This is a genomic window from Cohnella sp. GbtcB17 (genome assembly GCF_019091135.1).
Classification (GTDB): domain Bacteria; phylum Bacillota; class Bacilli; order Paenibacillales; family Paenibacillaceae; genus Cohnella.
In genome coordinates this window covers 41,707-68,224 of the sequence record NZ_JAGXJW010000021.1, presented here as the reverse complement: position 1 = coordinate 68,224, position 26,518 = coordinate 41,707, and the positions used below count along the sequence as shown (strand labels likewise).

Genomic DNA, 26,518 nt, shown 5'->3' with positions numbered 1-26,518 from the left:
GTTTGAATGTCATATAGAGTTCCTTAAAAGGATACCAAAAACGCGGTTAACTGACAACCTTATTATCAATTACAAGTTGTAAGTTTGCGGTCGAAAACAAAAAGCCATCCGAACGATGGCTTTTACCAACGATGATCAGCGCGGCATATTCAAAAATTGCGCGGCTTTCCGCTGCGCGGCGTCGTCCCCGACGACGACGACGACGTCATTCTCGAGCAACACTACTTGTGGACCTGGAGAGATGGAAACGTGAATGCCGCGTCGCAAGGCGATGATGGTCGCGCCGGTATTTTGCCAAAACGCCAGCCCTGCGATCGTCTTCCCGATCACATGCGAATCCTGATTGATTTTGAGCTCCGCGGGATTGTAAGGCTTCAGGTTTTTGAGTCGGTCGGAGGCTTCGACGATATCGTTGAGCAAATCCTCGAACTTGCGATCCACCCCGCGCTTCTCGTCCAGCAGCTGCTGAATCTCCTGTTTAAGCGAATAGACGGACTTCAAATAATTGTTCCTTGAAATGTATTCGTGGGCCTTGACCGCGGAAACGATCGTAATTTCTTTGCCCTGGGACACGGATACGATGCCTTCTTCCTTGAGCAGAACCATGGCTTTGCGGATCGTCTCCGGGGATACATGGTACTGTCCTGCCAGAAGGGATCTCCCGGATATCTTGCTATTCTCGGGCAGCTCGCCGCTGACGATTCGTTGGGCGATATCGAGCGCAATCGATTTGTAGCCGGCTCTTGCCTGGTCGTGCATCCCCGCTCTTCCCCTATCCACTCATATGACTGATATGAATATACGCTTTTGGATAGATGAAGTAAATATCGATTTCGGATACACGCGCGAGCAACGGCCGGTTGTCTTATCGCTCCCGTCGTCAGCGCCAGCTGTCCCGCATTCAAGGCGCCGCGGGCTTTATTTTCCGAGCCATGCGTTCACCTGGTCTTCATGGCTGTCGACCCAGGCCTTGGCGGCATCCTCCGGAGATTGTCCTTCTTGAATGTCCACCATCACCTTCGCCATATCGTCGGGCGTCCAGTTGAAGCTGTCGAGGAATGCGTAGGCATCCTGCTTGTCGTCCTTCAAGCCTTTTCGAACGACGGTATGAATCTGCTCGTCGCCGCCGTACACGCCCTTGGGATCTTCCAGGTACTTCAGCTTCATTTTCGCGAACATCCAATGCGGCGTCCAGCCGGTCACGACGATCGGCTGCTGCTTGTCGTACGCGCTCTGGAGCTGCTGCGCCATCGCCGCGGACGAGCTTTCCAGAAGCTTCACGTCCTTAAGTCCGTACTGCTCCAGCGCCTTCTCCGTTGCCATCATGATGCCGGCGCCGGGCTCGATGCCGATAATCTGGCCTTGCAGCGACTTGGCGACATCGGCCTTGGCCAGATCTTCGATCGACGAGATGTTCATATACTCGGGCACGGCGAGCCCGATCTTCGTGCCCTCGAGGTTGGGACCCAGATCTTCGACATTCGACTGGTACTTCTCCATATAGGTGGCATGCGTCCCCGGCAGCCAGGCGGCTACCATCGCGTCCGCGCTGCCGTCGGCGATGCCCGCCCACATCGGGCCCGCATCGACCTGCAGCATCTCGACGTCGTAGCCGAGCTTATCCTCGAGCACCGTTTTTACGACATTCGTGCTGGCGATCTCCGAATCCCAGGCGACGTAGGCGAGCTTGATCTCTTTCTTTTTGCTTCCGCTATCGGCACATCCCGCCGCCAAAGCGACGACGAGTGCGAGCGACAGCAAACCTAACCATTTTTTCATCGGTGAATCCCCCTAGATTTTTTGTTTTTTGAAGGCGTTCTGCGTCAGACGATCGAGCAAGATCGCCATGACGACGATCGCGATCCCGGCTTCGAAGCCGACGCCCGTCTTGGCTTGCGTCACGGCGCGGTACACGTATGCGCCGACGCCCTGGGCGCCGATCATCGAGGAGATGACGACCATGGACAGCGACAGCATGATCGTCTGGTTGACGCCGGCCATGATGGTCGGCATCGCGAGCGGCAACTGCAGCTTGAACAGCTTCTGCGAGGGCGTGGAGCCGAACGCGTCGGCCGCTTCGACCAGCTCGGCGGGCACCTGCCGGATGCCGAGCTCCGTCAAACGGATGGTCGGCGGAATCGCGAAGATGATCGAGGCGATGACCCCGGGCACGACGCCCAGCGAGAAAAACGAGACTGCGGGCAGCAGGTAGACGAAGGCGGGCATCGTCTGCATGAAGTCGAGGATCGGCGTGACGATATGGCGGAAGGTTCTCGACCGCGAGCAGAGGATGCCGATCGGCACGCCTGCGACGACGGACAGAATCGAGGCGGTCAGGACGAGCGCCAGCGACTGCATTGACGGCTCCCACAGCTCGAGATCGTAGATCAGCAGCAGCCCGATGACCGCGAACAACGCGATCTTCCATTTGCCGATCCAGTAGGACAACGCCGTGATAACTAAAATGAGGACAAGCGGATGCACGGACGTCAATGCCGTCTCGATCCCGTCCACCATGCCGCCGATGACGACATGAATGAAGTCGAACAAAGGTCCCAGATGGTTCGTCAGCCAGTCCTCGGCCCGTTCGATCCAATCTCCGATCGGAAGCTTCGGCATGTTCATCTGGCGACACCCGCTTCCGGCAGCGCGTTTCCTGCGAGCGCGGACAATACTGCGCCTTTGATGACGATGCCGCGCAGCCGCTTATTCTCGTCCAGGACGGCTACGGGCAGCCTCGCCTCAGCCATCATCTCGAACAGCTCGTTCAGCAGCGTATCCGGACCGGCCCAAGGCACTTCCCGCTGCAATACCGCGTCGAGCGACAAGCCCTCCTTGCTCGCGCGGGAGGCATCGTCCGCCGTCAGCACGCCGAGCAAGCGGGATTCGGCGTCCGTCACGTACAGACTGGAGACGCCGCTGTCCCGCATGAGCTGGAGCGCGACGCGCGGTCCCCGCTCGGGCCGGATGGTCTCGGGCTTGCGCATGACATGGGCGGCCGTCAGCACCCTGGACAGGTCGACGTCCTCTACGAAGCGCTCCACGTACTTGTTGGCCGGCTGCGTCAGAATCTCCTCCGGCGTGCCGATCTGCACGATGGCACCGTCCCGCATGAGCGCGATGCGGTCCCCGATGCGAAGCGCCTCGTCGAGGTCGTGCGTGATGAAGACAATCGTTTTTTTGACACGCGCCTGCAGCTCGAGCAGTTCATGCTGCATGTCTTTGCGGATGAGCGGATCGAGCGCGCTGAACGCTTCGTCCATCAGAAGGATATCGGGATCGTTGGCGAGTCCGCGGGCCAGCCCGACCCGCTGCTGCATCCCGCCGCTCAGCTGATCGGGGCGGCTCTGCTCCCAGCCCTTCAGGCCGACGAGATGCAGCGCTTTTTGCGCCGCCTCATGTCTTTCCGCTTTGGGGATGCCTTGAATCTCCAAGCCGAACTCGGCGTTCTGGAGGACGGTCTTATGCGGAAACAGCGCGAACTTTTGAAATACCATGCCAATGTTGCGACGGCGGAAACGGCGAAGCTCGGCGTCGTTCATCTGCATCACGTCTTTGCCGTTAAACAGAATCTGCCCGGCGGTCGGCTCGATCAGACGGTTGAGCAGCCGGACCAGCGTCGACTTGCCGCTTCCGGATAAACCCATGATGACAAAAATCTCGCCCTTCTCGATGCTGAACTCGGCTTGATTCACGCCTACCGTCAGCTTCGTTTCCTTCAGTATCTTTTCCTTGGACCAGCCCTGGTTCAGCAGCGACAGCGCCCTGCCCGAATCCGGCCCGAACACCTTGGTCAGCTTTTTCACCTCTAGAATCGGCATGTAACCCCCCTCGTCTCTGAATCTTCGTCTAATAGTTGGCTTGCTAACTAGTTAGAAGTGTATCGTCCGCTCGCTAAAACGGTCAAAACGGCTGAGCGTCCGTTAACTTTGTACAGTTTATACTTTACGTACTTATCGTAAAGAATACTCGGTTTTCCTCTCATTTCCGGTAGTGATGGCTCCTTTACTTGTAAAGAGCGGTTTGTTTACAATATGGATGAGAGTTTGGCTAGCGGAGGCTTATCCTTCAGGAGGGACTGCATGAACGACTTCGATGGAATCGCGCCGGAAGAAGCGAACCGGGTGCGCAAAGTCCGAGAACGCGTAATCGACACGATCGGCAAGAATATGGATCTGTACGGGATCACTTCTTCGATCGGCCATTTATACGGATACATGTATTTCAGCAACGACCCGATGACGCTCGACGACTTGAGCCAATCGATGGGCATGAGCAAGACCTCGATGAGCACGGGCGTCCGCACGCTGCTTGATCTGAAAATGATTGATAAAGTGTGGGGCAAAGGCTCGCGCAAGGATCTGTACGAGGTGACGCCGGACTGGCACCAGAACTTCACCGATTTTTTCTCCATCAAGTGGAGAAAAGCCGTGGAAGCGAACATGAACGCCTTGTCCAAATCGCTGAAGGACATCGAGGCCATCCGGGCAGGGCAGGAGGCGGGCAACGAAAAACTGTCCGAGCTGCTCGCGACCGATGAGGCCAAGATTCTTGAAGCTGTGAAATATTACAAGTGGCTGCTCCGATTCATTGAAACGCTGGAGAGCGGCCGGATTTACGACATTGTGCCGAAGGAATAAAAAGCGGAAAGCCGCCGGGGAAGTCCGGCGGCTTTCTTGGGTTATTCACACGATCGACAGGAGCCGGTTTTCCTCCTCAGTCTCCGACGGATTCATTCCCGCATGCCCGCAGCCGCATAGGGTTGCGCATTGGCGCTTAGCAAACCGGACTGAGGAGCCCTTATTGTTGTTCCTATCGCGATTCGCGGCCCGTCTGCGGACTCAGGAGCCGCTAAGGCGGGATTGGCGGCCTTATTTAGCCTTGATCCCGGACAATAACGTCCCTCCGGTCCGCAACGATCGCAGTTTGGACCGTTTTTAACGAAATAGCGTCACCTGAGTCCGGTGCCCGCCGCCTAACGCCCCCGTAAGGCTCATTTCGTTGCGACGAACGTCGCCTATTTCTTCAGCGCTTCGATCGCATATTCCAGCTCGACGTCTACCCCGTCCATCACGCTTGCTTTGAACGTTGCTTCATTCAGTGGAATTTCGATGTCGGGAATCGCGCCCCCCACGCCGGTTTGGTCGGCATCTCCCTGGACTCTTTTGTTCTGATCGAGCGACCTGCCGTCGGGGAACCGGATGACGTAGCCTTCCGGCATCTTGATCTCGATCGGGCTGCTCATGATGCCGAACGAGCCTGCCGTTGAAGTGAATCCGATTACTTTAATATTGGGCATCCCTTTCAGTACAAGGGGCATCCCTTCGCCCGTGCTGCCGGTTCTGCTGTTGATCAAGATGGCCACCTTGCCGTCGTAATAAGGCTTTGCGGGCTTGACCTTGACGACTTCATTCCGGTTCTGTTCAAACTTTCCCGTGTACCTGTTGTAATAACTGACGTATTCGTAGTGCTTCGTCGACTTGACGAAGAAGCCGGCCAGATCGGCCGCAAGCTGGTCCTCCCCTCCGGGGTTGTCCCGCAGATCGATGATTAGACCTTTGGCATGCTTCTCCTGAAACATTTTCAATAGCTTCGCCAGGCTCTTCTCCGGTGAGGCGGCGTTCGATCGGGGGAGAAAATGCTTGATTTTCACATAGCCGTAGCCTCGATCAAGCATTTCCCCTTCAATCGGGGAAGACTTTAGATCCGCGGGGGTCAGTTTGTTCTTCGTTTGCTTTAATGTTTCGAACCCGTCGTCGTAAGCCGTCAGCTTCGTCCGGGACGAGACGGATTCTCCCCAATTGCGAAATTCGACTTGCACTTCCTTGCCGATGGGCGCACGTACCATGAATCGGCCCTGATTGAGCCGCTTCACTTTATCCGTAGCCATGCCGCTCTCGCTCCATGTCGTCTGATCGAAGGCGGCCTTCGCCGGCTTCCCGTCCCAGGCGACAATCTCGGCGCCCAGCTTGATTCCGCTTGCAGCCGCAGGACTGTTCTCCAGCACAAGACTAACGAGAACTTTGCCGTTGTCCAATTGAACGGTGCTCAGTCCGAAGCCGCCGCCAACTTCCTTTTTAAATAACGCATTCCCTTCGTACACAGAATCGTTGACGATCTTAATGTGCCCGTCCCGCAGAGAGAACAAATATTCTCTTAGCGTTCTGTAATACAGGGCGGCGTCTTTGTCTGTCTCGGCTTGTTTGAAGACGGACTCGTACTTGCTTCGACGCTCGTTCCAATCGACCTGTTTCCATTCCCCGAACGGATACTCCCGCGATAATCGCTCGTTCATCTTCACGAAGGCTTTGGAATAGTTCATCGTGCTGAAGTCGCTGACGGGGTTGTACCGCATGACTCCTGCGTATGCCAGCGCAAACACAATGGGAACGACGCCGGCTGCGCAAATGACGCGTCTGACGATTCTAAATATTTTCCTGTTCGGAACCGTCCAGACTTTAGGCTTATACAGTCTCCTGACCGTGCCTAAAAACACGAGCAGCGTCAACGAATCGAGAATCAAGGCCAGAAGGGTCGTGTCCCCGGAAAGGAGACTTGCCAAGGCTGCCAGCATACCCGCACCAGGCAAAAAATCAAACCATCTGCGATACCTCTTGATCGGTACCGCGTAAACCGTCAACACGAACAAACTGATGACGCACATCGTCAGCTCATAAACCGTCAGCCATTTTACCGAATCGATCGTACCGATAACGCTCATTTTCCGTTTCCTCCCGTTCCTTCGCTCCCGTATCGGTTGCGATACACTCGGAAGCGTAGAGGGGAAATATGAACGGAGCGTGAATCGCTTTACGCTTTGACAGGCGGGACGGCGGGCAGATCGACGATGATGGTTGTGCCTTGCCCAACGTTGCTCTCGATCCGAATGTCGCCTTGGTGGAGTGCGACAATTTTGCTGACGATGGCGAGTCCAAGACCGCTGCCGCCGCTGCGGCTCCGGGACCGGTCCGTCTTGTAGAAACGCTCGAAAACGCGGCTCAGCTGTTCGGGCGCGATCCCGATCCCGGAGTCGGTTAAAGTGACGGTGTACCCATCCATGCGAGTATGAACTCGAAAATGGACGAAGCCGCCTGCGGGCGTAAACTTGATGCTATTGCCGAGCAAGTTCGTCCATACCTGATCGAGCTGATCCCGATCGGCCGTTATTGCGGCAGCCTGCGGCAGATCCAAATCCACCGCTATGTTTTTCTCCGACCAGAGCGGTTCGCAATGGACGACTACCTGCCTGATTTGCTCGTCAAGACGATAGGTAGCGTATACCAACGGATGACGATCGGAGTCGAGAGAGGCGAGCTTCAGCAGATGGTCGCTCAGTCTGGACAGGCGCCCGCTTTCCGCCAGGATAATGTCCAGATACTGCGCTCGCTCGTCCTCGGCTATCGCATTCATGTCCTTGAGGGCCTTCGCGAAACCGGCGATGGACGTTAAAGGAGACTGAATCTCGTGAGATACATTCGTGACAAACTCCTGGCGCATCTGCTCCAGCTGCCTAAGCCCTATCGTCATCTCGTTAAAGCTTCGAGCCAGGGCGCCCAACTCGTCCTTGCGCTTCACGCCCAATTCCACATCAAAATCGCCTCCCGCAAGCCGCTTGGTGGCGGCAGTAAGCGTCTTGATTGGTTTGACCATATACCTAGCGGCGATGAGAATACAGACGCTGCCCGTCACCAGGACGAATAGCAGAATGGTCAGCGCCAAGCGAATGAGGGTGGGCTCGTTCTTGGAGGAGGGCCGTAAAAATAAAGCTTGCCGCTCGCTTCCGACTTGGAAGGGCAGCCCGATGAACGTCACCTTGTCCTTGCGGGTGGATCGGTAGATCGCCCCCTCCCTGACAAGACGAATGGCTTCCTGCGAGATCGCGAGATCGTTCGTTTCGGAGCTGTATTTGAATGAACGCATCGTTTCGGAGCCGTCGTACAGTTGAACCGAATAGGAAGTCAGCTTCACCATGCTTGGCATGAACGTTTCCATGCTCGCCGGGCTCGTCTGTTCATAGACGCGAATGATCTCCTCGCCTGCGGCGATCAGATCGTTCTGCCCGATGCGGTCTATTTTTTTCTCGAACAGCGCCAGCGCGGCAACAACGGAGACAATCAGCCCGATGGCCATGGCGGCCAAAAACGTGAACACGACGCGGGTGTACAAAGACCTCGTCATTGATGCACCTCTAGCCGGTATCCGAGACTGCGCACCGTCTCGATGCGAAAATGCCCGGTATCTTCGGCGAATCGCTCCCTGATCCGTTTAATATGGACATCGACGGTTCGGTCGTCGCCTTCGTAATCCATCCCCCAGATTTGCACGATCAGCTGCGCTCTGGTCAATATTTGTCCCGGGTGACAGGCCAGCATAAACAGCAGCTCAAACTCCTTTAGAGGTATGAGAAGCGCTTCGCCTTCGCGGAACACTTTGCCGGCACGCCGGTCCAACACGATCCCGCCCAATCGGACGATCTGGGAGGCAGCGATCCGATAACGCTTCAGCAACGCTTTTACGCGCATCACAAGCTCCAAGGGATCGAAGGGCTTGGTCACATAATCGTCCGTGCCAAGCTGAAAGCCCTTCACCTTTTGCGCCGATTCGCCGATGGCCGTCACCATCAGCAGGGGCATCTCCGGGTAGAGGCGCCGAATCTCCCTGCACAATTCCCAGCCGTCCATGTACGGCATCATAATATCGAGAATCACGGCATCGACAGACGACTGCTCCATGAGGGAGAGCGCCTCGATCCCGTCCGACGCCTCGGCGGTGTCAAATCCTTCGTTCTGCAAATACAAGGCGATGAGCTTGCGGATGTGCGCGTCGTCGTCTGCGACAACAATTCGGGTCATGTCTTTTTCGCCTCCACAATCCCCGCTCTGCTGAACGTTTTCATGGTCGTATTATATAAATTGCCGCAATAAGTTACAACAATTGGTTATTGCAGCACGTATTATTTCATTTGCCCCTTCATAACTTTGATCATGCTTCTGCCGGTCGCGACAATCGCTTCCTCCGCCGAACGCGGCGTCCATCCCAGCAGACGTTTGGCCTTCTCGTTGCTCGTGGACAAATCTTTGCCCAAGAGCGTCGCGATCATTCTTAGCTTGGGATTAAATATGGCCGCCGCGCGAACGATCGTATTCGCCACTTCCTTCTTTGGTACATCCTTCGCATCGTCCCCCAGATGCTTCCGCAAAATATTCGCGACCTGCAGCGTTGAAAGATTTTCCGCGGTGGAGGCGATAAAGCGTTCGCCTTTGGCTTCGGGACGTGTCATGGCCAATACATGCAGTTCGGCAACGTCCCGCACGTCCACGTAATCCGAAAAAATTTTGGGGACGGCCTTCAGCTTGCCCTCCAGCATCTGACGAACGATGTCGTTGGAATGGGAATAATCCTGGCCCAGAATCGGTCCCATCACCCCGACTGGATTAACGGTCGCCAGCTCCATTCCCTTTCCTTCTTGTTGAACAAACCGCCAGGCAGCTTGCTCGGCGAGCGTCTTGGACTTCTGGTAGGGGTGAATGTTGGCGTCCGTATTGGACCAATCCGTCTCGGTATACGGACCGATGTGACGACGATGTCCCACCCCGATCGCGCCGAAGGCGGAGGTCAGTACGACGCGTTTGACGCCAGCATCGCGCGCAGCTCTCAGCACGCGCAGTACGCCTTCGACCGCGGGCCGAATCATTTCATCCTCGTCTTTGTAGATTCGATTGGGCGTCGGAGAAGCGACATGGATGACATAGTCCGCTCCCTCGGTCGCATCCTTCCAGTTCGTATCGGAAGTAAGATCGGCTTGAACGAACGACAAGTCGTTAAAATCGGCGATCCCGCCCGATCTTAGCATCGCTCGGACCTCGTCCTGTCTGTCCATCGTGCGGAGCGTCGTCCGCACGCGGTACTTTTTCGCCAGCAAATTTAAAATAATATGAACCGCAATAAAGCCCGAGCCTCCGGTCACTAAAACGAGCGGGTTGTTATTTTCCGGCATCGCGAAGCCTCCATTTATTTAACGTTACACATGTAACAGATTTGCCTTTATAATAAGACTGAAGCTTATTGCATACAAGCGGCAAAGAGGCATGTGTGACAAAATGGAGGATCTGTTATGGCAGCGACCGAGCACGCGCAAGCGATACGAAAAGACACCAAGGAATGGATCACCTTGGCTCTGCTTGAGCTTTTGAAAACAAAGAAAATCGCTAAGCTGACCGTTTCGGAAGTCGTCAAAAAAGCCGGCGTCAGCCGAATGGCGTTTTATCGAAATTACGAAAGCTTGGAGCAAGTATTCACTGCTTACTATGAACCCAAATTCGCGGATATTTTTAATAAAATCGCCAATCAAATCAGCCATGAGCAGAAAATAGCGGACTTGACGCATTTTTTCCACGCCATGACAAGCGAGATCCGATTGGCGATCGAGGCCGGCTGCACCGACTTGCTGTATCAGGTTTTTAAAAGCCATATTGCGCGGTTTTACGATGGGTTAAATCCGTTTCCCGACTGGACGGGCGCAAAACGAAACTATTGGATTCACTATATGAGCGCCGGCGTTTTTGAAGTTTGGATCACGTGGATCAAAAACGGTCAACAGGAAACGCTGGAAGAAATCTCGAACCTCATTCGGCTTTTTCATCGATGAGGCGATTCATTCAGAATCAAATTTTCCGATATACGTCATCCCTAAAGCAGAACCGATCGCCGAACCGTCTATTTTAAATTTTTCATATACAATCAAATCGAGAATGGCATTTGCCGTAGGGGATATTTGCATGTCGTCGACTTTTAAAATCATGCTTTCCGCAACATGAAAGTCTTCTACTTGCATGATGATCATTTCGTCCAGCTTTTCCTTTTTACGACTATAGTAAAAATGAATATTTCCAATCGCATCTTCGTCGATGTTCATTTTCTGCAATTCTTTTTTTACCGCTGCGGACGTTTGTATGGACAGCGTCTCGCTTTCCCCAACCCATAAATAATGAACGGAAGCACGATCGGCTTCTTTATTTTCAGTAATCCTGTTTACCTTGCCCAAGTATGTTGTACGAACGGATTTTGACGCGCTCTCCGTGCTTAAATCCTTGTCTTCGTAGGCGATCAGCGCATTCACCCGATCCAACCGATGCCGACTCCACAACCTTGCGAGCTCTTCTTTATCGGCCATAACGGCATCGGCTATGCGATCTATATCCACTGAATCTCCGTAATATTGTAGTTCTATGTAGTCTTCGTCATAGGTGTCCAGCTCGACTTCCTTGCAAAATTCACATCGTAACGCAGGACTCGGTTCTGCATCTTCCGCTCCCCCTGTTGGAGGTTCGTTATCGTAAATGGCCCAAGCCTTTAAATATTCCTTTTGGTCTACATATTGCTCAAACTGTTCTTCAGATTCAAAATATCCTACCCATACGTGCATGCTAGGCATCATTCAAATCTCCCTTGCTTGTATTTGATCCTATATTATACAAATACATCTAAGAAAGCGAGCTTGAGAATGAATGGCGAAGCGCGTGCACGCCCGCCCTCTATTTGCGCGCGCGGAAGGAGCCGGGGGAGCGGCCCGTGAGCTTTTTAAAGGTGCGGTTGAAATGTTCGACATTGCTGTAGCCGACGGCGTACGCCACCTGATAGATCCGGTCCTCGCCGCCCTCCAGCAGATGAAGCGCGTTGTCGATTCGCGTACGATTAATATAATCGGTGACCGTCAATCCGACTTCCTTCCGGAAGATCCGGCTTAGATAGCTTTCGCTTACGTTGACTTGCGAGGCGATCTGCTCCAGCGACAGGGCGGCGTGCGCGTAATGCTCGTGAATAATCCCCCGGACGGCCGCGATCAACGGATGGCCGCTATCTGACTTGGACGTGCTCACGACATGACGCCTATGCAGGAGCTGCGCAAGAAGCTCAAGCATCTCGTCCCGGCTCTCGGCCATTTCGATTTGATGGAACGCCCTGTCCCGTCCGTCCGGGCTGGCGACAAAATGGCATACGATGTTTTTGGCCGCTACGGCCGTTGCCGCCGGGCTCAGAATCGCCTGCGCGTCATCGACGTAAAAGCCGCTTTGAAGCAGCTTCATCCAGTCATCCGGCGAAGCGGTCTCAAGGGCGCGACAGAGCTTGTCCGTCGAGACATGCTCCACGAAGCGGCAATGCTGCATATCCGAATAATAGCGCACCGCATCCTTGGCGGACGTAAACTCCATCATGCCGGCCATAATCGCCTCTTCCGCCGCTTGCGCCAAGTCTCTGAACGACCGATGCGCACGGCTGACGCCGACGCAGGCTTGCAAGTTAAAAAAACGCCGCAATCCCGTGACGCCTTTTTGAGCCAGATAGGCGATCTCCGTCTGCATGCTCAACCGCGAAGCGGTGTCGGAGAACGATTTAATCATGCAGAACGTGCGTTTGTCGTAGAACAGGCATTCCAGTTCCTTCTGCCCGCCCAGCATCTCCTTCATCGTCGCCTGCACGCCTTCGTACAGCCGATGCTCATGGCCCCGGTAGCGCTGCTTGATGGCGGGAAACTGGCGAAATCGCATCGTAATCACATAAAGATGACCGGGTCGAATCGACAAGGCCGGACTGGACGAACCGTCGTCCAGCGCTTCGAAGTCCAAATCGTGCAGCATTTTTTGCAGGTAGGCTTGCGAGGCGAGCGGGCCCGGTCGTTCGGACCCGGAGCTGCGAAGCGCCTGCATCGCATCGCTCTGCTGCTCGATGATGCGCGCGAGCAGCTCGCCTCCCATTTCTTCCTTGTGAATATAATCCGCCGCTCCGAACCGCAACGCCTGACGGACATACTCGAACTCATGAAAACTGCTCAGCACCACGATGCGAGCTTTGTGCTTCTGCTTCTGCCCGCCGTACCTTTCAAGAAATTCAAGTCCGTTCATCACGGGCATCTGGATGTCCAAAAATACAAGATCGGGCTGTAAGCGGCCGATCGCTTCCAGCGCTTCCTGCCCGTTGGAGGCGAGACCGACGACCTCGCACCCGAGCGATTGCCAATCGATGTATTTTTCAAAGCTGGTCCGGAAAAACGTCTCGTCGTCTACGATCATAATCCGCATGCATGCTTCACCGTCCCGCCTTGTTCGTTTCCATTGGAAGGTTAATGACGACCCGGGTCCCGCGCATCGGCCCGCTGGATAAAACGACTCCGTACCTGTCGTCGTAATGCAGCTTGATACGTTCCATGACGTTGCGTATGCCGATGGAATTGAAGCCTTCGCGATGGAGATCGTCCGCTTGAATATGCATCAATTGGCGGTCGGTCATCCCCACGCCGTTGTCCTCCACCGTCAATATCAAGTCCTGGCGATCGACGCGCGCGCCGATGGTCAGCAGATTGGCGGCTTCGTTGCCTTGAAATCCGTGAAAAATGGCATTCTCCACGAACGGCTGCAGCAAAAATCGTAAACTCAGGCCGTCGAGCGCTTCCTCCTCGATGTCGAACCTCACATCGAACCGGTCGCAGTATCGCAGCTGCATCAGAGAAAGATACTTTTCGACGAACTGCAGTTCATCGCGTATCGTCACGAGATCGCCCTGCATCGACGATGCGTAGCGGAGCATATAAATGAGACTCGCGGTGGCTTCGCCGATATTGTCGGCACACTGCATATTGGCCATCCACTTGATCGTATTCAGCGTATTGTAAAGAAAATGGGGATTGATCTGCGCCTGCAGCGCGTGGATTTCGGCCGTTCTTTTCGCCCGCTCCTGCGCCACGACCTGGCTCAGCAGCTGCTTCATCTCCTCCTGCATCTGGTTGAAGCTGTGCGCCAGATCGCCGACCTCGTCGTTCGACGTTACCGGCACAAGCGTACGGAAGCGCTTCTCGACGTTGCTGGCGATGACATGGCGCAAGCGATTGATGGGGCGAGAGATCGATACGGCGAACCAGATCGCGGCGCCGATCGCCGCCAGCAGCATCGCCATCAGGATAAGCGTTAAATTTTGCTGGCGTTTGCGGACGTCTTCGAATAAAAGATCCGAATTGACGAACGTGACCACGCGCCAGCCCGTAGGCTCGGATACGCTCTTCAGCAGCGCCATATGCTGGCCGTCCAGCATTTGCTGCTTGTAATCCGTCTCCATGGCGGCGAATGCCGCAAGCGGACCATCGGCGGTCAATCCGATCCGTTCTCCGCCGCTGTCGTAGACAATCTTCATGTTCTGATCCAGAATATAGCGGCGAACGCCGTTCTGCCGCTGGTGACGGAAGGTCTCATTCAATTCCTGCGCATTAATGATTAGGCAGAAGTAACCCAAATAACGCCGGTCCGCGGGATCGAAGATGGGGCGCGCCGAGGCAATATAGGTGGCGCGATAACGGTCGAGCCCTTGAAAAGTAACGGTCGTGCCGTCCGCCGCATTCGCATCCTGCAAACGGGACATCGTCCGATCCAGGGCGCGCATGACGTCCTCGTCCGGATAATACCCGCCGACGAACCGGGTATCGGAAGTCGTATTAAACAGCACGGCCGTACTGATCTTGCTGTTATATCTTAATATTTGCTCGTGAACATAGCGCTTGTACAGCCGCGTATCGGTCGTGATGTCCAGCAGACCCCGCTCCGTCCGATAGTCGCGATGCAAAAATGATTGAAAATCGCTGTTGTAGTACGGGTACGTCGTATACTTGTTGACGCTGTCCAATACGGAGCCCAGCGTTTGCAGCATTTGCTGATTGACATTTTGGTAGGATGCGATCGCCTGGACGCTCATTTCCTGATAGAGGCGCTGCAGAAAAAAGAGAACCGCAATAACCAGCGGAAAAAGAAACCCGAACACAAGAAAAAGCATGATTTTTTTTAAGATTCCGCTCTTCCACAGCTGATTCGATCTCTTTGGCCGTATGTCGATTCCCCCGACGGTCACGCAGAATGTGTCATAACTAGTTTAGCAAAAAATAGCGGCAACAATAAGAAAAGAGTGACCGCAAGCGGCCACATCCTTTTCATACGTAAGCATGGTGCGAAAAATCCGATCGGATCACAGCTGAAGCTCGCATCCGAATGCGCCATGGTGCAGGCAACTCTGCGCGGCAAAAGCCGAAGCGGATTCGGCGGCAAGCGCAGCATCGCCGCCATTGCTAAAATAAGCGGTAAGGAAGGCGGCAATGTATGCGTCGCCTGCGCCAAGCGCATCTACGGCGTCTACCCGAACCGCCTTCTGCGTCAGCTTGCGGTCTTGCTCGAATATGCAGGAGCCTTGCAGGCCGCGGGTAATGACGACGGTGCGCGCGCCGCTGCGCAGCGCCAACTGCGCCAGATCGTCCACCTCTTCGTCCGACTTGCCGCCCCCGGAGAAAAAGGCAAACCGTAAAAGCGGGCAGATCCGCTCGATATTCTGAGGCGTGTAGCCGTCTGAAAAGTCCATCGACAGCGGCGCTCTCCGCGCGATCGCCGGCAGAAATTCGTCCAGAAAGCTGTGCACGCTCGTATGGACCAGGTCGTACTGCTCCATCAGCGCATAATCCTCGTCGCGAAGCCGCAGCTGGGCCATCAACTGCGCCACGTCGAAGCCGTTGTTGCCGACGAAGTGGCGATCGCCCGTCTCGTCCACGCGGATATAGTTCTGCGCGGTCTTCGCGTGCAGCACGCGTATCCGGCGAGTGTCCAGGCCTTCCTCCTCGAGCGCCCGGACAAAGTGGCGGCCGGGCTCGTCGTCGCCCATCAAGCCGATATAACCCGCCGCCTTCGCGCCGCAGCGGAGGGCCAGAACTGGCACGTTTACGGCGTTTCCGCCGGGATACAGCAGCTTCTTGTGAAGATAAGCGTCCATGACGCTGTCGCCTACGCCCAAGATTTTCATCCGTGCGGCGCCCCCTTGCCGTTAATACTTTTCGACGCCCATATAGCGGCGGGACGACATCGGATGCCCTTTGATCGCAGAGATCTCCGTGCAGTAGCGCGTGCCCAGATTGTTCAATACAAGCGTGCCAACGTAGGGCCGCGTCCATTCCGCAATGCCGGACAGATCGACGGAGGCCGCGTCCAGCACGGTAAGCTTGCTCGTGGTGCGCTGCAGGAACTTGACCGCCCGTTCTTCCATCGGACGGGTCTTGCCGGTGCCCAGATAGGCGAACACAGGCGTGTCCTTGCCGATCGCTTCGAACGCGCCGTGGAAAAACTCGCCGGCGTGCAGCGGGGAGGAATGTATCCAGATCGACTCCATAAAATTGCAATTGGTCTGTACGTAGGAGACGGAGCAGTTGAGACCCGCGGCAATCGTATAAATGATCGGCTCTTCGAGGTGCGAGAGCGCGAACTGACGGATACGGGACTTGTGCTCTACGGCAGCCTGATCGCAAATCGCTTCGAGCGCCAGCATGGCCGCGTCCATGTCCGCCGCGCGCCCGGTGCCGTCCAGCGCATCCAGCAAGGCGAAGATCATCATGTACACTTCCGGATAGATGCTGAGCACCATCGGGTAGGGGTTGACCGGATCATCGTAGTAATAGATCGGGTAATCGACAGCCTGCTCCAGCGCGGACCCCGGTGCCGTGGTGAAGCACGCTGTCAGCGCCCCGTGTTCTTTAGCCAGCTTGGCGGCCGATACGGTCTCCGGCGTGCCGCCGCTTTGGGAGTTCAGGATGACGAGACAATCCTTGCCGAGGCGGCGCGGCGGATCTTGATAAAATTCGTTGGACGTATAGAATCCTGTAAACACTTTGTCCGTCTCGCGTTCCATGATGTACTTGCCCGGGTACAGGGTCGCAAGCGAGCCACCGCAGGATACGAAGTATACGGTCTGCAAATCGCGGCCTTCCACCGCTTTTTTTAAAGAGGCAATCTGCTGGCGAACAAGCTCAAGTTTATCTGCATGCAACATATCGTATAATCTCCTTTTCTACGTCTGATATCGTTAACCTTTGATGCCTACCATGGCCATACTCTTGGTGAAATGCTTCTGCAAAATGATAAAAACGATGACCATCGGCAAGGTGGCGCATACGACGCCGGTCATGGTGATGTTGATCCACTCGTAATACTGTCCCTTGAGCGAATTGAGACCGACCGTAATGACGTGCATGTCGGGTCTGTTCGTGAGCGTTACCGGCCACAAAAATGCGTTCCAGCTGTCCTTAAAGGCGAAGATGACCAGCGTAGCCAGCGCCGTCTTGGCATTGGGAAGAACGACGCGGAAGAAGATGCCGAATCTGCCGAGGCCGTCGATCCGCGCGGCTTCCTCGATCTCGTGAGGGATGGACAAGAAGAACTGTCTCATGAAAAAAGTAAGCATGCCGCTCGTGAGAAAAGGGATGATCAGCGCCTGATAGGTGTTCACCCATCCCAGCTGCACGCTCATCGTGTAAATCGGCACCAGCGTCACTTGCCCCGGAATCATCATCGTGCCGATGATGATAAAAAATACGAGCTTGTTGCCCGGAAATTTGATCTTGGCCAGCGCGTATCCGGCCATCGTATTAACGACCAGATTGCCGAGTATAATGCCGCCGCTCATAATGGCCGTGTTTTTGTACCAGTTAAGCAAGCCTGCGTTAAAGACATCGCGGTAGTTCTCGAATACCCAGCGATCCGGCCAGACGAACTTCCCGATATCCGGCTTGCCGAGGAACGAAGTGTACAGCGCAAACAGGAAAGGCAGCAAATAAAGGAGCACGAACCCGATCAAGCCGAAGTGGCGAAGGACGGATAGCGATCTAAGCTGAAGTTTGGCCTTGTTCATCATGCGTGGTCCTGACTGCGGCCTGAATACGCGCGTTGGATAACCGAGACCAGCATGAGCACCGCGAAGATCACGAAGGCGGCTGCGCTGCCGTAACCGGGATTGAAGTAACGGAAGTTTTGCGAATAGAAGAACGTGACCAGCGTACTGGTCGTGCCTGCCGGACTGCCGACGACGCCGCCGGAGCGCGCGAGCGTATAGGGCTCGTCGAAGCACTGCATGCACCAAATAATACTAAGAATGACGACCAGCGAGGTTGTCGGCCGCAGCTGCGGAATCGTGATGTACCACATGCGCTGCAGGCCGGTGGCGCCGTCGACCTTGGACGCTTCGATGATCTCGTTCGAGATGGCTTGCAGGCCGGTGATGAACAAGACGACGAAAAATCCGAGGTTCTTCCAAATCACGAGGATGCAAACGAAAGCAAGCGCCGTTCGCGTATCGGCGGGCCAGGTGACATCGGGAATGCCGAACACGCGATTTAGCAAGGTCGGGATCGCGCCGCGCTCGATAAACAGGTACATGACCGAGATGGTCAGCGCGACCGCCGACGTCACCGCGGGTATATAATACAGCGTGCGATAGGCCGCCTTGCCGCGCATGACGGCCTCGATGTTGTAGGCGACGAGAAAGCCGAAGATCACGAGCGCCGGCACGCTGACAGCGGTGATGATCACCGTGTTTTTGGCAGCCTGCCAAAACGCAGGATCGGCGAACAGCTTTTGAAAATTGCCCAGGCCGATATACCGGGCGTCCGCCATTTTTAGGAAATTAATTTCCTGAAAGCTGTAAAGCAGAGATTGAAGCGCCGGATAGTAAAACCAGACGAGCATGAGCAGCAGAATAGGCGCTACGAAAATGTAGCCTGCGACATAATCTCTTTGGGCCAACGATAATTTGGTTTTGGCTGCAGTCGATGCCATACGGTGTCCCTCCTCCGCAGCAACAATCGATCATTTCTGATAACCGTCCGTGGCCATCTTCTCCAGCAGTTCATTGACATTGCCGCGATTCTGGAAGATGATGGACTCCATTCCGGTGACCAGATCCGTCTTGAAGCGATTGGCCGCAACCGGGTAATTGAAGGCGACCGCCGAACCCGCCGTTTCCAGCACCACTTTCATTTCCGGATAGAGCTGTTCGTACGTGGGGACGAAGGAGGTCTTGGCGGGAATATCGCCTCGTTCCTCTGCAAGATAACGATAGGACTCGTCGCTCAGCATGGCTGCGATGACTTCCATCGCCGCTTGTTTATTTTTCGCGGAATCCAGCATGGCGAGCGCCCAGCCGTACAGCGTCGACTTCTGAACCGTGCCTTCCGGAATCGGGACCAGCTTCCATTCAAAGTCGACCTTCTTGTCGCGCAGCGTCGCGACATACCAGGGGCCGGCCGTCGTCATCGCCACTTTGCCGGACGCGAAGGCGTCGGTATCGCCGTTTACGCCAAGCTGTGCGGGCGTAGCTGCGACATGATGCTTGTTGAACAGGTCGACGATGAACTGCAGGCCTTGCTGATTGCCCGCGCTGTTCATATCCTTGCCGAAATTCCAGCCGCCGCCGAAGGCGTGCAAGTACTGCGAGATGTGGAATTCGTGAAGATTGACGCCGACGCCATATTGGCCTTTTTCCTTATCGGTCACCGCAAGCGCCGCCTTGACCAGATCGTCCATCGTCTTGGGCGCTTCTGCGATGCCCGCTTCTTTGAGCATCGTCATATTGACCGCCAGCGCGCTGATCGTGGTCGTCAACGGCAGCGCGTACTGCTTGCCCTCATACTTCCACCCGTTGACGTTCGCGGCATCGAGCTTGCTTGTGTCATAGCCGACTTCCTTGATCAGGTCGTCCAGAGAAGTAAAGGTCCCGTTCGTGATGAGCTCCAGGACGCCCTCGTTGTTCAACCCGATCAGATCCGGCGCCGAGCCCGACACGATCTGCGCAGGCAGAACCTTCCACATTTCCTCCTCGGACGGATAATATTCCGCGACGACTTCGATGTTTTTGTCCTTCAGCTTTTCGTTGGCCGTATTCATAAAAAACTCCAGCGCGCGTCTCCAGGCATTATCCGGAATGCCGGTCGAGAACACGACTTTTGTCTTTTCGCCGACGGACGAGCCTGCTCCCCCCGCGGATGCCGATGTGGACGGTGCAGCCTCTTGTTCGGATTTGCCGCTGCAAGCGGTAATCGAGACAGCCACCATCACGGAGATCAAAAGCATGCGAATGATTTTCCCCACCTGTTTTTCTCCTCCCTAAGTTGGATGATGCCCAAGCGTTGAATCTGTCTCAGTGTAGCATCGATGGTTTTAAACCATTTGATGTTTTTTGATCGAAACATTGATCTTTTTTGACGTCTTTTTAACAATCCCTTAACATTCCCCCCGAAAATAAAAACCGCCAGGGGAAAAGCGCCCCTGACGGTTTCTATTATGCTTGCTCGCCTCAATACTCGCCTTTAATGACGAAAAACGAACCCCGGATGGTGCCCGCCAGCTTGGACTTCTGCCTGGCGAATTTGAACTTCTTCTCCTCCAGCTCCTTGGGCACTTCCATCCCCTCGGACAGCTTAAAGCCGACGGCGCGCTTCTTCGGATCGTCTATCGTGTACAGCACGTTGACCTCCAGGCCGTCCTCGTAGAAGACGTAGGCCCAGTCGATATTTTCGACTTGAAAACGCGACGTTTCCAGCGGTCGGGCGGCAAAGACGATGCCCCGTTCTTCCCGCAACACCCGTTCTACGTAATCCAGCGTCTCCCGGCTTTCGCCGGCGGGTACGACCGTAAATTCATGCTTGTATTTGTTCATGAAGTACCGGGCTTCGTTCGCACGCAAACCGGCCAGCGCTTCGGCTACCGGCGAAGATTCCAAACCGGCGGTGGACACATTTTTAAAATCAACGATCATGGACATGGCTCATTCCTCCTGCTGTTCTCGTTTATTTTTCGACGACCGGAACCCACATCTCGCCATAGACGAGGCCGTCCCGCTGCCCCATCTCGACCGTCGCATTGGGACCGCCCACATAGGCGTAATTATCGGCGGCCGGCAAGGCTTGACCGAAGGCAATGCCCGTCAGCATGCTGCTGAGCTCGTCGGCCGACTTCCCTTCGCCTCTGACGACGAGGTATTGTCCCTTGGGAAATTGGATCACTCTGTGCTCTTCCGGTACCGATGCATCGGTCATGACGCCGGCGTAATACATCATCTTGTGATTGACCGCTTCGTTGACGGCAAAGATGAATTCGTTCGCGGCGATCGCTTTTAACGTGTCGAGTCTTCCATCCTGCTCCACCGTCCGCCAGAAGCTTTCCTTTTCCTTATTGATACCGACATAATCGGTGTAATCGCTCTTCAGCTCCGTTCCGATCCCGAGCACGATAAAGCTGTCTTTTTCCTCAAACGCATAGGTTGCCATAATTCCAACTCCTTTATAAATGGTTGAATGGATGGGGCGAATCGCTTGATAGGTCTATCATAACCATAAACGGTGTCAAAATCTGCTACGTTTTAGTGTGACTTTTTAAAGTTTGCGGCTATTTGGACGCAGCGCCCAGGAAGCGACGGCGAGCGCGGCATAGAAAAGCGGGAGAATCACGTTAAATCCGCCATCGCCGTAATCATGGGCCAACACATGAGACATAGACGCGCCCGTCATGAGGAAAAAGATGCCGCTGTACGCCCACTCCTTCAGCCGGGGAAAGCCCGGGATGAGAATCGCGACGATGCCAAGCAACTTCCACGTCCCCAGTATGCTCGTGATGTACAACGGGAATCCGATCGCGGTGACCAAATCGACATTGCCGCCATACCGCATCAACTGCCCGATCCCGCTTAAGGCGATAGAGAAGGCGAGAATGGCGGTAACGATCCAATATGCGGCCGTCCTTCCCGTCGGGCGAGTTCCTGCCTTTGCGATCTTTTCATTTCCGGTCATCGTGTTCATTTCCATTCCTCCTGGATTTCGTTATTTGTTTTTCCGCTTGATGAGCTTATAATAACGATTAATCATGTCAAAATATGATACTGTTTAAAGAGGTCCGATGAAAAAAGTAGAACGGATTAACGTGATCATGCGGTACATCAACAACCGCGCCCATTTTACCATCTCGGAAATCATGAACGAGTTCGACATCTCCCGCTCGACGGCGATCCGGGACATCCGGGAGATCGAAGCGATGGGCATGCCGCTGGTCGCCGAAGTCGGGAGGGACGGCGGCTACTTTGTGATGAACAACTCCGTCCTGCCCACGGTCCGCTTTACCGACAACGAGATTAAGGCGCTTTTTATCGCCTTCATGGCCACGCGCAATCTGCAGCTCCCTTATCTCAAGAGCCGCCACTCTCTGGCGGAAAAATTGCTCGGCCTCATCTCGCAAAATCAGCAGAACGACCTCGTTCTGTTGAATCAGATTCTGCTGTTCGAGGGGACCAACCCTCACAATCCCGATCTGCTCGATCTGTCGGATCTGCCGCATCCGATGCTGGAGCAGCTCATTCAGATTCTGCTCGAGGACCGCTACCTGCTGACTTCCGTCGAGGAAGGCAAGGAAATCAAGACGTATGCCGTCTATCTCATGCGCCTGTATCGCGAGAAGAGCGCCTGGCAAATCGAAGGCTTCGACCTTGCGGAGGAGAAGCGGCGTATCATTCCCGTCGACCATCTCGCCGACGTCCAACCCTACCCGGAGAAAAAAAGAATAAGCCCGAAGAAGATCGCCGAGCAACTAAGCAAACGGGAGGAGACCATCAATCTCGTCGTCGAGCTGGGTCCCCGGGCGATCGCCCAGTTCAAAAAGTATCATCCGCTAAAGATGACGATTTCCTATACGAATCCGTATCAGACGACGGCGATCTTGAAGGCATTCCTCCATGTTCACCATCCGGATGAGTTGGCCGAGATCACCAATTGGCTGCTTTTCTTGGGAGCGGACATCAGGATCAGGGAAATGCCGAAGGAGATTGTGGAAGGATTGAAGGACAGGCTGGAGGCATGGGGGAGCGACTAGGTGCTCCCCCACACGGCCGATCAGCCTTCGGTTACAAGCGTCTTCTCTTGCCTCGAGCGAATGTAAGTCTGAACCGGCCTGCCAAATTCACGATATTCAAAAGCGAAAACACGGCAAGCCATATGATAACGGAAGGCAAGGCGGTCCACAGACCATGCCAAGGCACGACGCGCCCCGCGCCGACAAAGGTCGCTAATTGCGGCAAAAACAACAGAATCAAAATGGGAATGATTCGCCCGGCCGTCGACAAAATCAATCTTCCGGTCGTGATCGCTTTTTTCCTTTTTCCCAACCGGATCAGGCGATAGATGCCCCAGACGATCGTGGCAGCGGTCAAGACCGCCATCGCAATCTCCACCGTTCCACCGGTAATCAAGGAGGCGCCGGGCTCTTGGCCGTGAATGATCTTTGCGATGCCGTCAATAAACGCCGAATAACTCACAAACGCATTCAACCCCGTATCGAACATCATCGCGATGCCCAGCCGCTCATCCAAATAGATCGTCTCTTCCGCCTTGTAGGTCCAGAAAATGCCGCTATGGGAAATCGTCCGCCCCTGGTCGTCGGAGCCGGCCTGCCAACCCATCCCATACGGACTGATCTGTCCTGCCTGGTGATACTGCTCCATGAGCGCCGGAGATAAAAGGCTGCCGCTGTATTGGGCAAGCATCCACTTCGCCATATCTTCGGCCGTGGAGACGATACCCGCGGGACCGTCAACGAACCAGGAAGATTCCGCTTGCGCGACGGGGCTGCCGAACACCAGATAGTGTCCCCTTGGAATCGCGGCATTATCGTTGATTTGCTGCGTAGAACTGACATTAAAGGTTTGATTCATGCTCAAAGGCTTGAAGATATGGCTTGCGAGGTATTCGGAGAAGGACTGTCCGCTTATTCGTTCCACAAGCAGCGCCAAAAATGCGTAATTCGGATTGTGATAGCTGTAAGAAGTGCCGGGATCGTGGGCAAGCTTAACGGTATCCAGCGATCGGTTCACTTCGTCCAGTGAAGTAAATTGAGGGGATCTTGTCATGTCCGGATTCACTTTGTCGTTCAGACCGCTGGTCTGATTGAGCAGATTCCGGATCGTAATCTCGCGAACGCGTTCGTCCTTGGGCGACAGCTCGGGGAAGTAGGAGGCGTAGGGCGCGTCCAGTTCCACCAGTCCCTTCTCCGCCAGCTGCAGCACGGCCAGCGCCGTAAACGACTTGCTTAGAGACGCAATGGGGAACGGCGTGCCGCCGTCGATCGCGCTGCCGTCGGACAGCGATCCGAAGCCTTGCGCATAGAAAACCTCGTCGTTATTGGCGATCGCAAGAGACGCGCCTTGAATATGATTCTTTTTCATCGTCTTGGTCACGTAACGATCGATCTTCTGCAGAAGATCAGCCTTGTCCTGGACGCCGACGGCTAAAGCAGGTTCGGTCAAGACAGCGATGGACAGCAACATAAAGCAGGTCAAGCTCAACACCATTTTTCTAACTACGATTCGCATATTTAGCACTCCTTAACGCTTTGATAAGGAAATGCTAAACGATAATTATCAACGATTTATCAACCCCGCCGAAAAACGGGCCGCGACTTGTCCGCCGCCTCCCGGAGCGTTACGGATTTGCAGATCGCCTCCATGCTTCTCGCATAGCACTTTGCAAATATAGAGTCCCAGTCCATGGTGCTCGCTTGCCTCCGATACTTCGCCGCGATAAAAAGGCAGCATCGCCTTTTGCAGCGCCGCTTCCGAAAAACCCGTGCCGTCATCCGTAACCGTAATCGTCAAATCCTCTTCATCGACGCCATAATCGATGCGCACATGGCCGGAAGCGAATCGCGATGCGTTCGCGGTTATATTCTCAAAAACCTGCAGCGCCAAATGGACATCGACGGCGATGCTTGCCGCATCCGCGGTGACCGTCGTCTTAAACGTCTTCCCCCTTTGTCCGACGATTTGGCGGGCGCTCTCGTTCAGCAAAGCGAACAGCCGGTCCGATTCGATCTCCTGGGTTCGTACCGGCATGTCCTCCAGCTTTTGAATGGAGCTCATCGCTTCCATATACTTTTCGAGACGGTCGACATGTACGCTCATCGTCTGAAGGACGTCCAGCAGCTTTTCCTCGGAAATTTTGCGCTGGGGCACATACGTGTTCAAAAACTCGAAATTGCCTTTCAGCACGGACAAGGGTGTTCGCAAATCATGCGCAAAAATGGCGTTCAGCTGCTTGCGTTCCTCAACCGATCGCCATAACGTTTTATAGTTCGTCTCCAGCTGCCCGCGCATGATCTCAAATACGCGGCACAGCTCGCCCAGCTCGTCCTCGTTGTCGTACGAGATCCGGAATCCCAGATCGTTCGAAGAAATTTTCTCAGAAGCCTTCATCAAAATATCAAGCGGCGTCCTTAGCTTCCAACGGTAAAAAAGGCTGGCCATCAGCACGATGCCGGCGGCAACGGTTAACAGCACCAACGCGATGAGCGAAGGGAGGATCCAGCCGTTGACGCCCGCATGCCCGGCATAACGCTGTCGCAGGCTCTCGGCCGCCTGAAACTCCAATACGATAATGCCCAAAATCCCGACAAGCGTGAGACAGCATAAAAAAATGAACGACTGGAGCAAGCTCATCCGCTTCAGTCGCAGCCCGTTCACGATCTGCGCCATCTGTATCCGACCCCCCAGACCGTCTCGACTCTGTCCTCGCAGCCATGCTCCTTCAATTTGTTGCGAATTCGCCTGACATGCTCCACGATGACGGCGCTGTCGCCTTCGTCGTCGATTCCCCATACCTTCTCGAAAATGCGCTCTTTATCGAAAACCATGCCGGGGTGCGTGGACAACAGCTCGATAATATCGAACTCCTTTTTGGCCAAGGAGATTCGTCCGTCACGGAAGTAAAGCTCGCGAGCCGAATAATCGATGACCAAGTCCTCGCTAAACTTGATCGACGTTTTTTGTTGGCTCCGCGTTTCCCGCCGCAGGTGCGCCTCCACCCGTGCGCCGAGTTCGTGAATGCTGAACGGCTTTTGAATGTAGTCGTCCCCTCCCGCGCGAAAACCCGAGATCTTGTCCGAATCGTCCACGCGGGCCGTCAGAAATAAGATCGGGCAGGATACGAAGCTTCTGATTTTCGCGCACAATTCAAGACCGTCCGTCCCCGGCATGTTGATGTCCAGCAAGATAAGGTCGGGATGCTTTTCAACCTGTCGAAGCGCTTCTTGACCGTTTTGGGCCGTCATGACCGCATAGCCGTTCATTTCAAAAAAATCCGCAAGCAGCTTGCGCAGATCGTGCTCGTCGTCGACGACGAGAATTTTATAGGCGTGCTTTTGTTGCTTTTCCATATAAACGTCTCCTGCAAAATTAAATTTGCTCGCGCCAAGCTCGACTAATGCTCGATACGGCAGCGCGTCTGAAAATTCGCCTTGCCCGCCAATAGATCGTTCAGGAACGTTTTGGACGCTTCCAGCTTGGCCTCCAGCTCCTGGATATAAGCGATTTTGTCCTTTACGCGTGCTAATTTCTCCTCAGGAGAGCTTTCGTTTACAAGAAAAATCAATTCCTCGATCGTAAAGCCTAACGAAAGCAGCATCTTCATATCCTGCAAATACTGAACGACTTCTTCATCGTAAACGCGATAGTTATTTTCATCTCTTGAAATAAACGTCACCGGAATCAACTGTTTGCGTTCGTAAAATCGCAGCGTGGAAATGGGCAGCGCCGTCCGCTTGGAAACCTCATTCGCTCTCATCTCTATTCCCTTCCCGCTTATCGAAATAGGTGCTTGCTATGAACCAAGGTTCATAGTTCATACTAACGA

At 54.6% G+C, this 26,518-nt stretch carries 27 protein-coding genes; 4 read left to right on the top strand and 23 right to left on the bottom strand.

Translation table 11 applies throughout. The annotated features are described in order from the left end of the window. Positions 1–135: 135 nt before the first annotated feature. From KVT38_RS13625 to KVT38_RS13610, 4 genes are all read right to left on the bottom strand, one after another. Complete coding sequence (locus tag KVT38_RS13625; protein ID WP_217594275.1) at positions 136–759, bottom strand: GntR family transcriptional regulator; 624 nt, start codon at positions 757–759, stop codon at positions 136–138. Positions 760–918: 159 nt separating this feature from the next. Then, a complete protein-coding gene (locus KVT38_RS13620) occupies positions 919–1,779 on the bottom strand; it encodes a glycine betaine ABC transporter substrate-binding protein (protein ID WP_217594274.1) in 861 nt (286 codons plus the stop codon). Between the two features lie 12 nt (positions 1,780–1,791). Beyond that, entirely contained in the window at positions 1,792–2,625 is an 834-nt protein-coding gene (locus KVT38_RS13615; RefSeq protein WP_217594273.1) for an ABC transporter permease, read from the bottom strand. Continuing rightward, positions 2,622–3,821 (bottom strand): quaternary amine ABC transporter ATP-binding protein, encoded by a 1,200-nt coding sequence (locus KVT38_RS13610; RefSeq protein WP_217594272.1) that lies wholly within the window; start codon positions 3,819–3,821, stop codon positions 2,622–2,624. Before KVT38_RS13610 ends, KVT38_RS13615 begins: the two co-directional genes overlap by 4 nt. Positions 3,822–4,082: 261 nt before the next feature. Here KVT38_RS13610 and KVT38_RS13605 point away from each other — a divergent pair, with 261 nt between their 5' ends. Further along, positions 4,083–4,640 (top strand): GbsR/MarR family transcriptional regulator, encoded by a 558-nt coding sequence (locus KVT38_RS13605; RefSeq protein WP_217594271.1) that lies wholly within the window; start codon positions 4,083–4,085, stop codon positions 4,638–4,640. A gap of 377 nt (positions 4,641–5,017) precedes the next feature. Here the strand turns inward: KVT38_RS13605 and KVT38_RS13600 are convergent, their stop codons facing one another. The 4 genes from KVT38_RS13600 to KVT38_RS13585 all read right to left on the bottom strand — a co-directional run bounded on the left by KVT38_RS13600 (position 5,018) and on the right by KVT38_RS13585 (position 9,997). After that, complete coding sequence (locus KVT38_RS13600; RefSeq protein ID WP_217594270.1) at positions 5,018–6,721, bottom strand: S41 family peptidase; 1,704 nt, start codon at positions 6,719–6,721, stop codon at positions 5,018–5,020. Between the two features lie 89 nt (positions 6,722–6,810). Next, a complete protein-coding gene (locus KVT38_RS13595; protein WP_217594269.1) occupies positions 6,811–8,178 on the bottom strand; it encodes a HAMP domain-containing sensor histidine kinase in 1,368 nt (455 codons plus the stop codon). Beyond that, positions 8,175–8,852 (bottom strand): response regulator transcription factor, encoded by a 678-nt coding sequence (locus KVT38_RS13590; RefSeq protein WP_217594268.1) that lies wholly within the window; start codon positions 8,850–8,852, stop codon positions 8,175–8,177. The genes KVT38_RS13595 and KVT38_RS13590 overlap by 4 nt, the downstream gene beginning before the upstream one ends. Positions 8,853–8,953: 101 nt before the next feature. Then, complete coding sequence (locus KVT38_RS13585; RefSeq protein WP_217594267.1) at positions 8,954–9,997, bottom strand: SDR family oxidoreductase; 1,044 nt, start codon at positions 9,995–9,997, stop codon at positions 8,954–8,956. 117 nt (positions 9,998–10,114) lie between these two features. Here KVT38_RS13585 and KVT38_RS13580 point away from each other — a divergent pair, with 117 nt between their 5' ends. Further along, the gene (locus KVT38_RS13580) at positions 10,115–10,648 is read left to right on the top strand and encodes a TetR/AcrR family transcriptional regulator (RefSeq protein WP_217594266.1); all 534 of its coding nucleotides are present in this window, start codon (positions 10,115–10,117) and stop codon (positions 10,646–10,648) included. A 6-nt stretch (positions 10,649–10,654) separates the two neighbouring features. On the opposite strand, the gene KVT38_RS13575 is transcribed toward KVT38_RS13580, so the two are convergent. From KVT38_RS13575 to KVT38_RS13565, 3 genes are all read right to left on the bottom strand, one after another. Beyond that, a complete protein-coding gene (locus tag KVT38_RS13575; protein WP_217594265.1) occupies positions 10,655–11,437 on the bottom strand; it encodes an immunity 22 family protein in 783 nt (260 codons plus the stop codon). 97 nt (positions 11,438–11,534) lie between these two features. Next, a complete protein-coding gene (locus tag KVT38_RS35370) occupies positions 11,535–13,079 on the bottom strand; it encodes a response regulator (RefSeq protein WP_217594264.1) in 1,545 nt (514 codons plus the stop codon). Between the two features lie 7 nt (positions 13,080–13,086). Beyond that, positions 13,087–14,694 (bottom strand): sensor histidine kinase, encoded by a 1,608-nt coding sequence (locus KVT38_RS13565; RefSeq protein WP_217594263.1) that lies wholly within the window; start codon positions 14,692–14,694, stop codon positions 13,087–13,089. Here KVT38_RS13565 and KVT38_RS13560 point away from each other — a divergent pair. Beyond that, on the top strand, positions 14,686–14,829 hold the full coding sequence (locus KVT38_RS13560; protein WP_217594262.1) for a hypothetical protein: 144 nt from the start codon (positions 14,686–14,688) through the stop codon (positions 14,827–14,829). The two genes, KVT38_RS13565 and KVT38_RS13560, sit on opposite strands and share 9 nt — an antisense overlap. 177 nt (positions 14,830–15,006) lie before the next feature. On the opposite strand, the gene KVT38_RS13555 is transcribed toward KVT38_RS13560, so the two are convergent. From KVT38_RS13555 to KVT38_RS13520, 8 genes are all read right to left on the bottom strand, one after another. Next, complete coding sequence (locus tag KVT38_RS13555) at positions 15,007–15,828, bottom strand: PfkB family carbohydrate kinase (protein WP_217594261.1); 822 nt, start codon at positions 15,826–15,828, stop codon at positions 15,007–15,009. 21 nt (positions 15,829–15,849) lie between these two features. Next, positions 15,850–16,848 (bottom strand): SIS domain-containing protein, encoded by a 999-nt coding sequence (locus KVT38_RS13550; protein ID WP_217594260.1) that lies wholly within the window; start codon positions 16,846–16,848, stop codon positions 15,850–15,852. A gap of 33 nt (positions 16,849–16,881) precedes the next feature. Then, on the bottom strand, positions 16,882–17,706 hold the full coding sequence (locus tag KVT38_RS13545; protein ID WP_217594259.1) for a carbohydrate ABC transporter permease: 825 nt from the start codon (positions 17,704–17,706) through the stop codon (positions 16,882–16,884). Beyond that, complete coding sequence (locus KVT38_RS13540) at positions 17,706–18,629, bottom strand: carbohydrate ABC transporter permease (protein WP_217594258.1); 924 nt, start codon at positions 18,627–18,629, stop codon at positions 17,706–17,708. Before KVT38_RS13540 ends, KVT38_RS13545 begins: the two co-directional genes overlap by 1 nt. A 30-nt stretch (positions 18,630–18,659) precedes the next feature. After that, positions 18,660–19,940: an ABC transporter substrate-binding protein gene (locus tag KVT38_RS13535; RefSeq protein WP_217594257.1), complete on the bottom strand. Its 1,281-nt coding sequence runs from the start codon at positions 19,938–19,940 to the stop codon at positions 18,660–18,662. Between the two features lie 205 nt (positions 19,941–20,145). Next, on the bottom strand, positions 20,146–20,613 hold the full coding sequence (locus KVT38_RS13530) for a phage tail protein (RefSeq protein WP_217594256.1): 468 nt from the start codon (positions 20,611–20,613) through the stop codon (positions 20,146–20,148). Between the two features lie 25 nt (positions 20,614–20,638). Beyond that, positions 20,639–21,118 (bottom strand): GyrI-like domain-containing protein, encoded by a 480-nt coding sequence (locus KVT38_RS13525; RefSeq protein ID WP_217594255.1) that lies wholly within the window; start codon positions 21,116–21,118, stop codon positions 20,639–20,641. Between the two features lie 105 nt (positions 21,119–21,223). Further along, positions 21,224–21,646 carry a DoxX family protein gene (locus tag KVT38_RS13520; RefSeq protein WP_217594254.1) on the bottom strand — a complete coding sequence of 141 codons (423 nt, stop codon included), beginning with the start codon at positions 21,644–21,646 and terminating at the stop codon, positions 21,224–21,226. Between the two features lie 97 nt (positions 21,647–21,743). Between KVT38_RS13520 and KVT38_RS13515 the strand changes: the two genes are divergently transcribed. Then, positions 21,744–22,709: a helix-turn-helix transcriptional regulator gene (locus KVT38_RS13515; protein WP_217594253.1), complete on the top strand. Its 966-nt coding sequence runs from the start codon at positions 21,744–21,746 to the stop codon at positions 22,707–22,709. A 31-nt stretch (positions 22,710–22,740) separates the two neighbouring features. Here KVT38_RS13515 and KVT38_RS13510 read toward each other — a convergent pair whose 3' ends face one another. The 4 genes from KVT38_RS13510 to KVT38_RS13495 are packed head-to-tail and all read right to left on the bottom strand — an operon-like array spanning position 22,741 to position 26,449. Beyond that, the gene (locus KVT38_RS13510) at positions 22,741–24,204 is read right to left on the bottom strand and encodes a serine hydrolase domain-containing protein (protein WP_217594252.1); all 1,464 of its coding nucleotides are present in this window, start codon (positions 24,202–24,204) and stop codon (positions 22,741–22,743) included. 48 nt (positions 24,205–24,252) lie between these two features. Then, positions 24,253–25,362, bottom strand: a complete 1,110-nt coding sequence (locus tag KVT38_RS13505; protein WP_217594251.1) for a HAMP domain-containing sensor histidine kinase — start codon at positions 25,360–25,362, stop codon at positions 24,253–24,255. Beyond that, entirely contained in the window at positions 25,347–26,042 is a 696-nt protein-coding gene (locus KVT38_RS13500; RefSeq protein WP_217594250.1) for a response regulator transcription factor, read from the bottom strand. Before KVT38_RS13500 ends, KVT38_RS13505 begins: the two co-directional genes overlap by 16 nt. A 44-nt stretch (positions 26,043–26,086) precedes the next feature. After that, entirely contained in the window at positions 26,087–26,449 is a 363-nt protein-coding gene (locus KVT38_RS13495) for a MerR family transcriptional regulator (protein ID WP_217594249.1), read from the bottom strand. Between the last annotated feature and the right edge of the window lie 69 nt (positions 26,450–26,518).

What these genes read in the sequence shown, in the direction of transcription:
- KVT38_RS13585 (WP_217594267.1), bottom strand. Translation starts at nt 9,997, where the DNA reads ATGCCGGAAAATAACAACCCGCTCGTTTTAGTGACCGGAGGCTCGGGC.
- KVT38_RS13520 (WP_217594254.1), bottom strand. Translation starts at nt 21,646, where the DNA reads ATGAACACGATGACCGGAAATGAAAAGATCGCAAAGGCAGGAACTCGC.
- KVT38_RS13600 (WP_217594270.1), bottom strand. Translation starts at nt 6,721, where the DNA reads ATGAGCGTTATCGGTACGATCGATTCGGTAAAATGGCTGACGGTTTAT.
- KVT38_RS13500 (WP_217594250.1), bottom strand. Translation starts at nt 26,042, where the DNA reads ATGGAAAAGCAACAAAAGCACGCCTATAAAATTCTCGTCGTCGACGAC.
- KVT38_RS13510 (WP_217594252.1), bottom strand. Translation starts at nt 24,204, where the DNA reads ATGCGAATCGTAGTTAGAAAAATGGTGTTGAGCTTGACCTGCTTTATG.
- KVT38_RS13545 (WP_217594259.1), bottom strand. Translation starts at nt 17,706, where the DNA reads ATGAACAAGGCCAAACTTCAGCTTAGATCGCTATCCGTCCTTCGCCAC.
- KVT38_RS13620 (WP_217594274.1), bottom strand. Translation starts at nt 1,779, where the DNA reads ATGAAAAAATGGTTAGGTTTGCTGTCGCTCGCACTCGTCGTCGCTTTG.
- KVT38_RS13590 (WP_217594268.1), bottom strand. Translation starts at nt 8,852, where the DNA reads ATGACCCGAATTGTTGTCGCAGACGACGACGCGCACATCCGCAAGCTC.
- KVT38_RS13580 (WP_217594266.1), top strand. Translation starts at nt 10,115, where the DNA reads ATGGCAGCGACCGAGCACGCGCAAGCGATACGAAAAGACACCAAGGAA.
- KVT38_RS13615 (WP_217594273.1), bottom strand. Translation starts at nt 2,625, where the DNA reads ATGAACATGCCGAAGCTTCCGATCGGAGATTGGATCGAACGGGCCGAG.
- KVT38_RS13525 (WP_217594255.1), bottom strand. Translation starts at nt 21,118, where the DNA reads ATGGCAACCTATGCGTTTGAGGAAAAAGACAGCTTTATCGTGCTCGGG.
- KVT38_RS13595 (WP_217594269.1), bottom strand. Translation starts at nt 8,178, where the DNA reads ATGACGAGGTCTTTGTACACCCGCGTCGTGTTCACGTTTTTGGCCGCC.
- KVT38_RS13505 (WP_217594251.1), bottom strand. Translation starts at nt 25,362, where the DNA reads ATGGCGCAGATCGTGAACGGGCTGCGACTGAAGCGGATGAGCTTGCTC.
- KVT38_RS13575 (WP_217594265.1), bottom strand. Translation starts at nt 11,437, where the DNA reads ATGATGCCTAGCATGCACGTATGGGTAGGATATTTTGAATCTGAAGAA.
- KVT38_RS35370 (WP_217594264.1), bottom strand. Translation starts at nt 13,079, where the DNA reads ATGCGGATTATGATCGTAGACGACGAGACGTTTTTCCGGACCAGCTTT.
- KVT38_RS13530 (WP_217594256.1), bottom strand. Translation starts at nt 20,613, where the DNA reads ATGTCCATGATCGTTGATTTTAAAAATGTGTCCACCGCCGGTTTGGAA.
- KVT38_RS13610 (WP_217594272.1), bottom strand. Translation starts at nt 3,821, where the DNA reads ATGCCGATTCTAGAGGTGAAAAAGCTGACCAAGGTGTTCGGGCCGGAT.
- KVT38_RS13495 (WP_217594249.1), bottom strand. Translation starts at nt 26,449, where the DNA reads ATGAGAGCGAATGAGGTTTCCAAGCGGACGGCGCTGCCCATTTCCACG.
- KVT38_RS13540 (WP_217594258.1), bottom strand. Translation starts at nt 18,629, where the DNA reads ATGGCATCGACTGCAGCCAAAACCAAATTATCGTTGGCCCAAAGAGAT.
- KVT38_RS13555 (WP_217594261.1), bottom strand. Translation starts at nt 15,828, where the DNA reads ATGAAAATCTTGGGCGTAGGCGACAGCGTCATGGACGCTTATCTTCAC.
- KVT38_RS13625 (WP_217594275.1), bottom strand. Translation starts at nt 759, where the DNA reads ATGCACGACCAGGCAAGAGCCGGCTACAAATCGATTGCGCTCGATATC.
- KVT38_RS13550 (WP_217594260.1), bottom strand. Translation starts at nt 16,848, where the DNA reads ATGTTGCATGCAGATAAACTTGAGCTTGTTCGCCAGCAGATTGCCTCT.
- KVT38_RS13565 (WP_217594263.1), bottom strand. Translation starts at nt 14,694, where the DNA reads ATGCTGCAAACGCTGGGCTCCGTATTGGACAGCGTCAACAAGTATACG.
- KVT38_RS13515 (WP_217594253.1), top strand. Translation starts at nt 21,744, where the DNA reads ATGAAAAAAGTAGAACGGATTAACGTGATCATGCGGTACATCAACAAC.
- KVT38_RS13605 (WP_217594271.1), top strand. Translation starts at nt 4,083, where the DNA reads ATGAACGACTTCGATGGAATCGCGCCGGAAGAAGCGAACCGGGTGCGC.